Here is a 12393-nt window from a genome sequence, read left to right on the forward strand (position 1 = left end):
GGCGCGGACGGCGCGGGCCGCGGCCGAGCAGCTGGGGTGCGAGGTCGGCGCCATCGCCAACAGCCTGGTGTTCGACGCGGACGGCGCGCCGCTGCTGGCGTTCCTCGGCGTGGCGGCCTACTCGCTGTCGATGGCGGTCGTCACCCCGGCGCTGCCGCAGATCCAGGCGGGGCTCGGCACGACGCCCGCGGGCGCGGCGTGGGCGCTGACGGCGATGACGCTGTCGGCGGCCGTGGCGACGCCGGTCGTGGGCCGGCTCGGCGACCTGTACGGGCCGCGCCGGGTGCTGCTGGCGGTGCTCGCGGCGGCGACGGCCGGGATGGTCGTGGCCGCGTCGGCGGGGTCGCTGCCGGTCATGCTCGCCGGCCGGGTGCTGAGCGGCGTCGGCGCCGGCGTGTTCCCGCTCGCCTACACCATCATCCGCGCCGTGGTGCCGCCCGAGCGGACGGCGTCCGCCGTGGGCCTGATGTCGTCGATGCTGGGGCTCGGCGGCGCGCTGTCGTGGTGCATGGCCGGGCCGATCATCGACCTGCTCGGGTGGCGGTGGCTGCTGTGGGTGCCGGTGCTCGGGCTCGTCCCGGGGCTGGCCGCCGCCTGGTTCGCGGTGCCGGCGTCGCCGCCCCGCGCGGGCGCCCGGGTGGACTGGTGGGGCGCGGTGCTGTTCGCGGGGTGGCTCGTGGCGGCGCTGGCGGCGCTCACCCAGGGGACGTTCTGGGGCTGGACGTCGCCGGGCGTGCTGGGGCTGCTCGCGGTGTCGGCGGTGACGGCCGCGGTCTGGCTGCGGGTCGAGACGCGGGTGCGGGAGCCGATCGTCGACCCGCGGATCATGCGGCTCCGCGGGGTGTGGACGGCCAACGCGGCGTCGCTGCTGTCGGGCTACGCGCTGATGGCGGGAGGGCTGCTGTTCCCGCTGCTGGTCCAGCTCCCCGAGGACACCGGCCACGGGTTCGGTGGCAGCGCGACGCAGGCGGCGGTGCTCCAGCTCCCCGCGAGCATCGGGATGACGCTGGCGGGCGCGGCGGCGGGGGCGCTGGACCGGCGGATCGGGTCGCGCGCCGTGCTGTTCGCCGGGGCGGCGCTGACGGGCGCCGGGTACCTGTTCGTCACGTTCGCGCACGCGGAGCTGTGGCACCTGTACGTCGGCGGCACCGCCCGCGGCGTGGGCCTCGGCCTCGCCTACGCGGCGGTCGCGACGCTGGTGGTGCAGGCCGTCCCGGCGGGGGAGACGGGCGCGGCGACGGGCGTCAACACGCTGATCCGGACGGTCGGGGCGTCGCTGGGCACCCAGGTCAGCGCGGTGATCGTGGCGGGCGTGCCGGGGGAGCGGGGGTTCACCGCCGGGTTCGCGCTGAGCGCGGCGGCGATGGCGGCCGTGCTCCCGCTGGCCCTGCTGGCCGCGCGCGGCGCGGCGTCCAAGGGCGGGCGGACACGCGGACGGGGGCCCGGGCGGACCCGGACCCCCGTCGTGCGAGGCGGTGGATCAGAACGACTCGACGGCGCGGCGCGCCTCCGGGTCGAGGACGCCCCAGGAGATGAGCTCCTCGGTCAGCTCCGTAGGAGACTTGTCATAGATGACCGCGAGTGAACGCAGGTCCTCCTGACGGATGGACAGGACCTTCCCGTTGTAGTCGCCCCGCTGGCTCTGAATCGTCGCGGCGTAACGGGCGAGAGGACCGGCCTTGTCCTTCGGAAGCTGCTGCAGCCGCTCGAGGTCGATCACGAGCTTCGGTGTAGGCCCGAGCGGGCTCGGCGCGGCTCCGCCGGGCAGCAACTCGGAAACCGGCACGCCGTAGAAATCGGCGAGCTCGGCCAGCTTCTGAACGGTGACGGCGCGGTCGCCCCGCTCGTACGAACCCACGACGACGGCCTTCCAGCGGCCTCGGGACTTCTCTTCCACGCCGTGCAGGGACAGCCCCTGCTGGGTGCGGATGGCGCGCAGGCGCGCGCCGAGAGCCTTTGCGTATTCAGACGGCATTCTTGGCCCCCCAGGCTCACTTTCGTCGTCGATTGGTTCCCGGCCGATGCCGGAGAACCGACAGAATCCCGAAGCCAATGCGCCTCAAGACCCCGTCTCCAGGGATGGTTACGGACAGTGACGGTAAAACGGTGCGGGCCCCAGGTCAAGCTGATTGGAAAAAAGCGGTCGAATCCGCAGGTCTCGGTTCGGACCTCCCGGGGGCCCCGGGCCCGGGCGGGAACGGCGCCCGGACGGCCGTTCCACGCGTTCGACCGGCCGAGTGTGACCCCTCTCACCAGGGATGATACGACCCCGCCCGGGGACGGGGCAGTTCCCGCCGACTGCTAACGTGTGGGGGACAAGACGTCCTTTAAGGCCCGTCCAGTGAGGCGGGAAAGGAGGTTTCCGAGGTGAATGCTGCCTCCAGGCCGCCACGGCCTGTGGGGTCGCGCGCCGCGGAGGGTGACCCCCGGCCGAAGGCCGTGCTCGAGGGTCCCGACATCCGCCGTGCGCTGACCCGGATCGCCCACGAGATCCTCGAACGCACCAAGGGCGGGCACGACGTCCTGCTGCTGGGCATCCAGACGCGCGGGGTGACGCTGGCCGAGCGGCTGGCGGGCCTGCTGCGCGAGGTGGAGGGTCGCCCGGTGCCGTGGGGATCCCTCGACGTGACCATGTACCGGGACGACCTCCGGATGCGTCCCGCGCGCGCCCTCGGCCGCACCGAACTGCCGTCCGACGGCGTCGACGACCGCGTCGTGGTGCTGGTCGACGACGTCCTGTTCTCCGGACGGACGGTCCGCGCGGCGCTCGACGCCCTCAACGACCTCGGCCGGCCGCGCGCCGTCCAGCTCGCCGTCCTGGTCGACCGCGGGCACCGCGAGCTGCCGATCCGCGCCGACTACGTGGGCAAGAACCTGCCGACGTCGATGCGCGAGACCGTCAAGGTGCTGCTGGACGAGAACGACGGCCGCGACGCGGTGCTGCTCGGCCCGGTCCCCGAGCCGGTCGGCACCCCGGTCCCCGGCCCGGCGGGAGGCGCCGAGTGAACCGCCACCTGATCTCCGCCGCCGACCTGACCCGCGACGACGCGCTGCTCGTCCTCGACACCGCCGAGGAGCTGGCGCAGGTCGCGGGCCGCTCGATCAAGAAGCTGCCGACGCTGCGCGGCCGCACGGTCGTCAACCTGTTCTTCGAGGACTCCACCCGCACCCGGATCTCGTTCGAGGCCGCCGCGAAGCGGCTCTCCGCGGACGTCATCAACTTCTCCGCGAAGGGGTCCAGCGTGTCCAAGGGCGAGAGCCTGAAGGACACCGCGCTGACGCTCGAGGCGATGGGCGCCGACGGCGTCGTCATCCGGCACGGCGCGTCCGGCGCCCCGCACCGCCTCGCGGGCTGGGTGCGGGGCAGCGTCGTCAACGCCGGCGACGGCACCCACGAGCACCCGACCCAGGCGCTGCTGGACGCGTTCACGATGCGCCGCCGCCTCGGCGACCTGGAGGGCCGCCGGATCACGATCGTCGGGGACGTCCTGCACAGCCGGGTGGCGCGTTCCAACGTCCTGCTGCTGGACACCCTCGGCGCCGACGTCACCGTCGTCGCGCCGCCGACGCTGCTGCCGGTCGCGATCGGCACCTGGCCGTGCCGGGTCTCCTACGACCTGGACGCCGTCCTGCCGAAGAGCGACGTGGTCATGATGCTGCGCGTCCAGCAGGAGCGGATGAACGCCGCGTACTTCCCGACCGTGCGCGAGTACAGCCGCCGCTACGGCCTGGACGCCGACCGGATGGCGCAGCTCCCCGAGCACGCGATCGTCATGCACCCCGGGCCGATGAACCGCGGCGTCGAGATCGCCGCCGAGGTCGCCGACTCGGTCCGCTCCACCATCGTCGAGCAGGTCGCCAACGGCGTCAGCGCCCGCATGGCCGTCCTCTACCTGCTGCTCGGAGGCTCCGAGCCCGCCATCGGCCAGGAGGTCTCCCCGTGACCGAAACCCCCGCCACGACCACGCTGATCAAGGGCGCGCGGCTCCTCGGCGGCGAGCCCGCCGACATCCTCGTCCGCGGCGGCGTCATCACCGAGGTCGGCGCCGGCCTGGACGCCGCGGGCGCGCAGGTCGTCGACGCCGCGGGGCTGATCGCCCTGCCCGGCCTGGTCGACCTGCACACCCACCTGCGCGAGCCCGGCCGCGAGGACGCCGAGACCGTCGAGTCCGGCACGAAGGCCGCCGCGATGGGCGGCTACACGGCCGTCCACGCGATGGCCAACACCGACCCGGTCGCCGACACCGCCGGCGTCGTCGAGCAGGTGTGGCGGCTCGGCCGCGAGGCCGGGTACTGCGACGTGCAGCCCGTCGGCGCCGTCACCCGCGGCATCGCGGGCGAGCAGCTCGCCGAACTCGGCGCGATGGCCGACTCCGCCGCGTCCGTCCGGGTGTTCTCCGACGACGGGCACTGCGTCTCCGACGCCGTCATCATGCGGCGCGCGCTGGAGTACGTGAAGGCGTTCGACGGCGTCGTCGCGCAGCACGCGCAGGAGCCGCGGCTCACCGAGGGCGCGCAGATGAACGAGGGCGAGGTGTCGGCCGCGCTGGGGCTGCGCGGCTGGCCCGCGGTCGCCGAGGAGGCGATCATCGCCCGGGACGTCCTGCTCGCCCAGCACGTAGGGTCGCGGCTGCACGTCTGCCACGTGTCCACCGCCGGTTCGGTCGACGTCATCCGGTGGGCGAAGAGCAAGGGCTGCCCGGTGACCGCCGAGGTCACCCCGCACCACCTGCTGCTCGACGACACGCGCGCCGAGTCCTACGACCCGATCTTCAAGGTGAACCCGCCGCTGCGCACCGCCGAGGACGTCCACGCCCTGCGGGACGCGCTCGCCGACGGCACCATCGACTGCGTCGCCACCGACCACGCCCCCCACCCGGTCGAGGCGAAGGAGACCGAGTGGGCGGTCGCCGCGATGGGCATGATCGGCCTCGAGACCGCGCTGCCGGTCGTCCAGGAGGCCATGGTCGACACCGGCCTGCTCGACTGGGCCGGCGTCGCCGACCGCATGGCGTACCGGCCCGCGCGCATCGGCCGCCTGTCCGGGCAGGGACGTCCGCTCGAGACGGGGTCGCCCGCCAACATCACGCTGTACGACCCGTCGCCGCGCCGCGCCGTGGACCCGTCCGCCATGACCTCCAAGAGCCGCAACACCCCGTTCGCCGGGCTGGAGCTGCCTGGACGCGTCGTGGCGACGTTCCTGCGCGGCGAGCCGACCGTCCTGGAAGGGAAGCTCCAATGAACCCTGCTCTGCTCGTTCTGGAAGACGGCAGGGTGTTCCACGGGGCCGCGTACGGGGCCGAGGGCGAGACCTTCGGCGAGATGGTCTTCAACACCGGGATGACCGGCTACCAGGAGACCCTCACCGACCCGTCGTACGCGCGGCAGATCGTGGCCATGACGTCCCCGCACATCGGCAACACGGGCGTGAACGACGAGGACCCCGAGTCCGGCCGCATCCAGGTCGCCGGGTACGTGGTCCGCGAGCCCGCGCGCGTCGCGTCCAACTGGCGCGCCACCGGCTCGCTCGGGTCGGCGCTGCGCGACCAGGGCGTGGTCGGCATCGCGATCCCCGGCACCCGGGCGCTGACCCGCCACCTGCGCGACCGCGGCGCCATGCGCGCCGGGATCTTCAGCGGCGCCGCCGCGGCCGCCGGTGCGGACGCGCTGCTGGAGCGCGTCCGGCGGAGCCCCTCGATGGAGGGCGCCGACCTCGCCCGCGACGTCTCGACGGCCGAGCCGTACACCGTCCCGGCGATCGGGGAGAAGCGCTTCACCGTCGCCGCCGTCGACCTCGGCATCAAGGCGATGACGCCGCACCGGATGGCCGAGCGGGGCTGCGAGGTGCACGTGCTGCCCGCCACCGCGACGTCCGCCGACATCCTCGCCCTGGACCCCGACGGCGTGTTCTTCTCCAACGGCCCCGGCGACCCGTCCGCCGCCGGCTACGCGGTGGACGCGCTGCGGGGCGTCCTGGACGCCGGCAAGCCGTTCTTCGGCATCTGCTTCGGCAACCAGATCTTCGGCCGCGCCCTCGGCCTCGGCACCTACAAGCTGCGGTTCGGCCACCGGGGCATCAACCAGCCCGTGCAGGACCGGACGACCGGCAAGGTCGACGTGTCGGCCCACAACCACGGGTTCGCCGTGGACGCGCCGGCCGACGGCCCGTTCGACACCCCGTACGGGCGCGCCGAGGTCACCCACGTGAACCTGAACGACGGCTGCGTCGAGGGCCTGCGGCTGCTCGACCGCCCCGCGTTCAGCGTCCAGTACCACCCGGAGGCCGCGGCGGGCCCGCACGACGCGTCCGGCCTGTTCGACCGTTTCTGCGAGATGATGGAGGGGTCGAGGTAATGCCGCGCCGCGAAGACCTGACGTCCGTCCTGGTGATCGGCTCCGGGCCGATCGTGATCGGCCAGGCGTGCGAGTTCGACTACTCGGGCACCCAGGCGTGCCGCGTCCTCAAGGCCGAGGGCCTGCGCGTCACGCTGGTCAACAGCAACCCCGCGACGATCATGACGGATCCGGAGTTCGCCGACGCCACCTACGTCGAGCCGATCACCCCCGAGGTCGTCGAGAAGATCATCGCCAAGGAGCGGCCGGACGCGCTGCTGCCGACGCTCGGCGGCCAGACGGCCCTCAACACCGCGATCGCGCTGTTCGAGAGCGGCGTCCTCGAGCGGTACGGCGTCGAGCTGATCGGCGCCGACGTCGACGCGATCCAGGCCGGCGAGGACCGCGAGAAGTTCAAGGAGATCGTCGCCAAGGTCGCCCGCGAGCAGGGCCTGAACGCCGAGTCCGCCCGGTCCGTCATCTGCCGCACGATGGACGAGGTCACGGCGGCGGCGGGCGAGCTCGGCTACCCGCTCGTCGTGCGGCCGTCGTTCACCATGGGCGGCCGCGGCTCCGGCTTCGCCCACGACGAGGACGACCTGCGCCGCATCGCCGGCGCGGGCCTCGACGCGTCCCCGACCAGCGAGGTGCTCCTCGAGGAGTCGATCCTCGGCTGGAAGGAGTACGAGCTCGAGGTCATGCGCGACCGCGCCGACAACGTCGTCATCGTGTGCTCCATCGAGAACCTCGACCCGATGGGCGTGCACACCGGCGACTCGATCACCGTCGCGCCCGCGATGACGCTGACCGACCGCGAGTACCAGAACATGCGGGACGTCGCGATCGCGGTGATCCGCGAGGTCGGCGTCGACACCGGCGGCTGCAACATCCAGTTCGCGGTGCAGCCCGGCACCGGCCGGATGATCGTCATCGAGATGAACCCGCGGGTGTCGCGGTCGTCCGCGCTGGCGTCCAAGGCCACCGGCTTCCCGATCGCCAAGATCGCCGCGAAGCTCGCGATCGGCTACACCCTCGACGAGATCCCGAACGACATCACCCGCGAGACGCCCGCGTCGTTCGAGCCCACGCTCGACTACGTCGTGGTGAAGGTCCCGCGGTTCGCGTTCGAGAAGTTCCCCGGCGCCGACGGCACCCTCACCACCCACATGAAGTCGGTGGGCGAGGCCATGGCCATCGGCCGCTGCTTCACCGAGGCCCTGCAGAAGGCGCTGCGCTCGCTCGAGCAGAAAGGCTCCTCGTTCGCCTGGGCGGGCCGGGACGACGCCTCGGGCCTCGACGCGGCCGCGCTGGTCGAGTCCGCGTCCCGTCCGCACGAGGGACGGCTCCGCGACGTGCAGCGCGCGCTCTGGGCCGGCGCGACCCTCCACGACCTGTACTCGGCCACCGGCATCGACCCCTGGTTCCTCGACCAGATCGCCGCGATCAACGCCGTCGCCGAGGAGATCCGCACCGCCGACGACGCGCTCACCCGCGAGAAGCTCCTCGCCGCCAAGCGGCACGGCTTCTCCGACGCGCAGATCGGCGAGCTGCGGGGCCTGTCGGAGGAGGTCGTCCGGGAGGTCCGGCACGCCCTCGGCATCCGCCCCGTCTACCTGACGGTCGACACCTGCGCCGCCGAGTTCGAGGCGCGGACCCCGTACCTGTACTCGGCCTACGACGAGGAGACCGAGGTCCCGGCCGGGACGAAGCCGAAGGTGCTGATCCTCGGCAGCGGCCCGAACCGCATCGGGCAGGGCGTCGAGTTCGACTACTCGTGCGTCCACGCGTCCTTCACGCTGGCCGAGGCGGGCTACGAGACCGTCATGGTCAACTGCAACCCCGAGACGGTCTCCACCGACTACGACACGTCCGGGCGGCTGTACTTCGAGCCGCTCACCCTCGAGGACGTCCTGGAGGTCGTGCACGCCGAGCAGCAGACCGGCGAGGTCGCGGGCGTGATCGTCCAGCTCGGCGGGCAGACCCCGCTCGGCCTCGCGCAGAAGCTCAAGGACGCGGGCGTCCCGATCGTCGGCACGTCCCCGGAGAGCATCCACCTCGCCGAGGAGCGCGGCGCGTTCGGCCGCGTCCTGCACCGCGCGGGGCTCCTCGCGCCCAAGCACGGCACCGCCGCCTCGTACGACGAGGCGCGCGACATCGCCGCGGAGATCGGCTACCCGGTGCTCGTGCGGCCGTCCTACGTGCTCGGCGGGCGCGGCATGGAGATCGTCTACGACGACGCCACGCTCGAGTCGTACATGGCCCGCGCCACCGAGGCGAGCCCCGAGCACCCGGTGCTGGTCGACCGGTTCCTGGACGAGGCCATCGAGATCGACGTCGACGCCCTGTTCGACGGCGAGGACCTCTACCTCGGCGGCGTCATGGAGCACATCGAGGAGGCCGGCATCCACTCCGGCGACTCCGCGTGCGCGCTCCCGCCGATCACCCTCGGGCACGACGACGTCCGCCGCATCCGCGAGGCCACCGAGGCGCTCGCCCGCGGCGTCGGGGTGCGCGGGCTGATGAACGTCCAGTACGCGCTGTCCGCGGGCGTCCTGTACGTCCTGGAGGCGAACCCGCGCGCGTCCCGGACCGTCCCGTTCGTGTCCAAGGCGACCGCCGTGCCGCTCGCGAAGGCCGCCGCCCGCGTCATGATGGGCGCGACGGTCGCCGAGCTGCGCGCCGAGGGCCTGCTGCCCGCGACCGGCGACGGCGGGAACCTCCCGCTGGACGCGCCGATCGCGGTGAAGGAGGCCGTCCTGCCGTTCGACCGGTTCCGGAACGCGCACGGCCAGGGCGTCGACACCGTCCTCGGCCCGGAGATGCGCTCGACGGGCGAGGTCATGGGCATCGACGAGGTGTTCGGCACGGCGTTCGCCAAGTCGCAGCAGGCCGCCTACGGCTCGCTGCCGACCAAGGGCCGGGCGTTCGTCTCCGTGGCGAACCGGGACAAGCGGCACATGGTGTTCCCGGTGAAGCGCCTCGCTGACCTGGGCTTTGAGATTCTTGCCACGGAGGGGACCGCCGAGGTCCTGCACCGCAACGGCGTCCATGCCAAGATCGTGCGCAAGCACAGCGAGGGCCCCGGACCGGACGGCGAGCCCACGATCGTGCGGCGCGTCCTCGACGGCGAAGTGGACCTCATCGTCAATACTCCCTTCGGCGGCCCCGGCCAGTCCGGGCCCCGGCTCGACGGGTACGAGATCCGTACCGCGGCCGTGCTGCGCGGCGTACCGTGCGTCACGACCGTGCAGGGGCTCGCCGCCGCCGTCCAGGGCATCGAGGCCGTCGCGGGCGGGCAGATCGGCGTCCGCTCCCTGCAGGAGCACGCCGAGCGGCTCAGCGGCGCGCACGGCCGCACGGGCACGGACGCCCCGGGCGGCCCGGCCACCGGCTGACGCCGTCGCCGCGCACCGGCGGGCGCCCCCGGACGAGCGGGGGCGCCCGCCGGCGCGCGGCGTCCGGCGCGGCGAGGCGACGAGGAGAGGGAGACGGGTGTCCGACACACCGGTGCAGACGTCGGCGACGGTCCTGACGGTCCGCCAGGTGCAGGACTACCACGCAATGACGCTGGTCGCCCCGGCCATCGCCGAGCGGTTCCGGCCCGGCCAGTTCATCGCGGTGGCGGTGGGCGGCCGGCAGACGGCCCGGCTCGTCCGCCGCTGCTTCGGGGTCCACGAGGTCAAGTCCGACTACGGCGGCACCGTCGAGGTCGTGTTCGCCGACACCGAGCCCGGCACCGGCTGGCTCGCCGGGCTGCGCTCCCGCGACCAGCTCGACCTCCTCGGCCCGCTCGGCCGCCCGTTCCGGCTGCCCCGCGACCCGGTGAACTGCCTGCTGGTCGGCGGCGGCCCCGGCGGCGCGGTGCTGTTCGCGCTCGCCGACTCGCTGCTGCGGCGCGGCTGCCGCGTCCACTTCGTCCTCGGCGGCCCGTCCGACCGGCAGGTGTTCGGGTCGCGGATGGCGCAGCGCATCGGCGACAGCGCCACCGTCGTCACGGCGGACGGGACGCTCGGCGACCGCGGGACGGTCCGCGACGTGCTGCCCCGCGTGATCGACGAGACGGCCGCCGACGTCGTCTACGGGTGCGGTCCCACCGACCTGCTCCGCTCGGTCACCCAGACCGCCGGGGACTTCGGGCTGCCGTCCCAGGTGTCGGTCGAGGAGTTCATGCAGAAGACGGGCGCGTGCGGCACCGGCGTCTGCATGACGTGCGTGCTGCCCGTCCACGGCGACGACGGCGTCACCCGCATGGTGCGCGCCTGCGCGGACGGGCCCGTCCTGCGCGGCGACCGCGTCCGCTGGGGCGACCTCGGCACCATCCCGTTCGACGCGCTCGGCGCGCCGCGCGTGCTGTCGCCGGGCGCGCGGGGCGTCACGGAGGGGAGCGAGCGGTGAGCGACCGGCTGTGGACCTCGATCGGCCCGCTGGGCCTGGCCAACCCCGTCCTGACCGCCTCCGGGTGCGGCGGCACCGGACGCGAGCTGGCCCAGTTCTTCGAACTCTCCCGCCTCGGGGCGTTCGTCACGACATCGGTGATGCCGCAAGCGCGCGCGGGCCGACCCACGCCGCGTGTGGCCGAGACCCCGAGCGGGCTCCTCACGGCCATGGGCCTCCCCGGCCCCGGCATCGAGACCTTTCTCGAACACGACCTGCCGTGGCTCATCGAGCAGGACGTCCGCACGATCGTGTCCGTCGCGGGCAACAGCGTCGAGGAGTACGGCGACCTGTCCCGGCGGCTGCGCGGCGTGCCCGGCGTCGCCGCCCTCGAGGTCAACCTCGCCGCCCCGAACGCGGGCGACCGCGGCGGGACCTTCGGCCGGCACCCGGCGGCAGCCGCCGCCGTCGTCCGCGCCGTCCGCGAGCACACCCGCTCCGGCGTCCCCGTGCTAGCCAAGCTCGCCCCGGACGCCACCGACATCGTCACGATCGCGCTGGCGTGCGTCGACGCGGGCGCGGACGGGCTCACCCTGATCAACACCATGGAGGGCATGGCGATCGACCCGCACACGCTGCGGCCCGCCCTCACCGGCGTGTCCGGCGGGCTGTCGGGCCCGGCGATCCGCCCGGTCGCCGTCCGCTGCGTCTACCAGGTGCACGCCGCGCTGCCCCGCACCCCGATCGTCGGCGTCGGCGGCATCGCCACCGGCATGGACGCGCTGGAGTTCGTCCTCGCCGGGGCGTCGGCCGTCGCCGTCGGCACCGCCCTGTTCCACGACCCCACGGCCGGCCCCCGCATCCTGCGCGAACTCGACGAGGCCCTCGCGGCCCGCGGGATCGGGAGCCTCGCCGACGCCGTCGGGCTGGCCCACCGGCCCGCCGGCTACGTGCCGCCGCAGGTGCGGCCCGACGAGCCCCAGAAGGAGAGAACGTGACCGCCGCCCCCATCGCCGTCGCGCTGGACGCGCCCGACCTCGAGACGGCCGCGCGCTGGGCCACCCTGGTCACGCCGCACGTCTCGACCGTCAAGGTCGGCCTGGAGCTGTACCTGCGGTACGGCCCGGACGTCGTCGCGAGCGTCCGGGGCGCCAGCCGCGTGCAGGTGTTCCTGGACCTCAAGCTCCACGACATCCCCGCCACCGTCCGGGGCGCGGCGCGCGCCGTCGCGCGGCTCAAGCCGTCCTTCCTCACCGTGCACGCCGCCGGCGGGCCCGCCATGATCCGCGAGGCCGTGGACACCGCCCCCGCCACCAAGATCGCCGCGGTGACGGTGCTGACGTCCCTCGGGGACGCCGATCTCGCCCGGCTCGGCATCGAGGGCCCCGCCCCGGACGCCGTCCGCCGCCTGGCCGTCCTGGCCGTCGAGGCCGGCGCGCAGGCGCTGGTGTGCTCCCCGCAGGAGGCCGCCGCCGTCCGCGCCGAGGTCGGCCCGGGCATCACGCTCATCACCCCCGGCGTGCGCCCCGCGGGCGCCGACGTCCAGGACCAGGCCCGCGTCGCGACGCCCGAGCAGGCCCTCGCCGCGGGCGCCGACCTCCTCGTCGTCGGCCGCCCCATCACCGGCGCCCCGGACCCGGGCGCGGCCGCCGCCGCCCTCGCCGCCGCCCTCCGCCGCACCACCAC

At 74.1% G+C, this 12393-nt stretch carries 10 protein-coding genes; 9 read left to right on the forward strand and 1 reads right to left on the reverse strand.

Translation table 11 applies throughout. The features are described 5' to 3' along the window. The coding region (locus DMH08_RS35025) for an MFS transporter (RefSeq protein WP_125620395.1) at positions 1–1585 on the forward strand (1585 nt) is incomplete at its 5' end. On the opposite strand, the gene bldD is transcribed toward DMH08_RS35025, so the two are convergent. Beyond that, the gene (bldD, locus tag DMH08_RS35030) at positions 1481–1975 is read right to left on the reverse strand and encodes a transcriptional regulator BldD (protein ID WP_067795069.1); all 495 of its coding nucleotides are present in this window, start codon (positions 1973–1975) and stop codon (positions 1481–1483) included. The two genes, DMH08_RS35025 and bldD, sit on opposite strands and share 105 nt — an antisense overlap. Positions 1976–2397: 422 nt before the next feature. On the opposite strand from bldD, the gene pyrR reads away from it, so the two are divergent. The 8 genes from pyrR to pyrF all read left to right on the forward strand — a co-directional run. After that, positions 2398–3006 carry a bifunctional pyr operon transcriptional regulator/uracil phosphoribosyltransferase PyrR gene (gene pyrR, locus DMH08_RS35035; RefSeq protein ID WP_125620405.1) on the forward strand — a complete coding sequence of 203 codons (609 nt, stop codon included), beginning with the start codon at positions 2398–2400 and terminating at the stop codon, positions 3004–3006. Continuing rightward, positions 3003–3944: an aspartate carbamoyltransferase catalytic subunit gene (locus tag DMH08_RS35040; RefSeq protein ID WP_026405765.1), complete on the forward strand. Its 942-nt coding sequence runs from the start codon at positions 3003–3005 to the stop codon at positions 3942–3944. Before pyrR ends, DMH08_RS35040 begins: the two co-directional genes overlap by 4 nt. Further along, entirely contained in the window at positions 3941–5242 is a 1302-nt protein-coding gene (locus DMH08_RS35045; protein ID WP_026405766.1) for a dihydroorotase, read from the forward strand. The genes DMH08_RS35040 and DMH08_RS35045 overlap by 4 nt, the downstream gene beginning before the upstream one ends. Further along, positions 5239–6354 (forward strand): glutamine-hydrolyzing carbamoyl-phosphate synthase small subunit, encoded by a 1116-nt coding sequence (gene carA / locus DMH08_RS35050; protein ID WP_125620397.1) that lies wholly within the window; start codon positions 5239–5241, stop codon positions 6352–6354. Before DMH08_RS35045 ends, carA begins: the two co-directional genes overlap by 4 nt. After that, positions 6354–9728: a carbamoyl-phosphate synthase large subunit gene (carB, locus tag DMH08_RS35055; protein WP_125620399.1), complete on the forward strand. Its 3375-nt coding sequence runs from the start codon at positions 6354–6356 to the stop codon at positions 9726–9728. The genes carA and carB overlap by 1 nt, the downstream gene beginning before the upstream one ends. A 97-nt stretch (positions 9729–9825) precedes the next feature. Next, positions 9826–10728, forward strand: coding sequence for an iron-sulfur cluster-binding protein (locus tag DMH08_RS35060; RefSeq protein WP_125620401.1), 903 nt, complete (start codon positions 9826–9828; stop codon positions 10726–10728). After that, positions 10725–11705, forward strand: a complete 981-nt coding sequence (locus DMH08_RS35065) for a dihydroorotate dehydrogenase (protein ID WP_026405768.1) — start codon at positions 10725–10727, stop codon at positions 11703–11705. Before DMH08_RS35060 ends, DMH08_RS35065 begins: the two co-directional genes overlap by 4 nt. Further along, positions 11702–12393: orotidine-5'-phosphate decarboxylase (pyrF, locus tag DMH08_RS35070; RefSeq protein WP_125620403.1), on the forward strand; the 692-nt coding region annotated here is incomplete at its 3' end. The genes DMH08_RS35065 and pyrF, both read left to right, overlap by 4 nt.

This window comes from Actinomadura sp. WAC 06369, assembly GCF_003947565.1.
Lineage (GTDB): Bacteria > Actinomycetota > Actinomycetes > Streptosporangiales > Streptosporangiaceae > Spirillospora > Spirillospora rifamycini.